The sequence below is a fragment of the Deinococcus alpinitundrae genome, assembly GCF_009982895.1.
GTDB classification, from domain to species: Bacteria; Deinococcota; Deinococci; order Deinococcales; family Deinococcaceae; genus Deinococcus; species Deinococcus alpinitundrae.
In genome coordinates this window covers 1-263 of sequence record NZ_WXZL01000320.1, presented here as the reverse complement: position 1 = coordinate 263, position 263 = coordinate 1, and the positions used below count along the sequence as shown (strand labels likewise).

General features: G+C 51.3%; 1 protein-coding gene. It reads right to left on the bottom strand.

What is annotated here, in order from left to right:
* Nucleotides 1–263, bottom strand: a 263-nt coding sequence (locus tag GUI70_RS23575) for a tetratricopeptide repeat protein (protein ID WP_161884594.1), incomplete at both ends; no start/stop codon positions are given.

The following is a 263-nucleotide window of genomic DNA, read 5'->3' as shown; positions in this document are numbered from 1 at the left end:
AATCAGATCATGATCAACCGTGTCGCGTAGTTCATTATACGTAATTGCATAATGAAGTATATCAGGTGCAAGATTTCCGGCGTTGGCCATCGCGCGCAATGCGGCACCCTGAAGTCCGAGCGCACCGAGCGTAAGCGCAAGTCCATGCCAAGCCTGATGGTTGGTGGGATCAAGATCGGTAGCTCGCGAAAGATATCCCACTGCGTCGGGCGGGTCGTTGCTTTGTAGTGCCAATATTCCATAAGCAAGCAAAGGTTCAATCC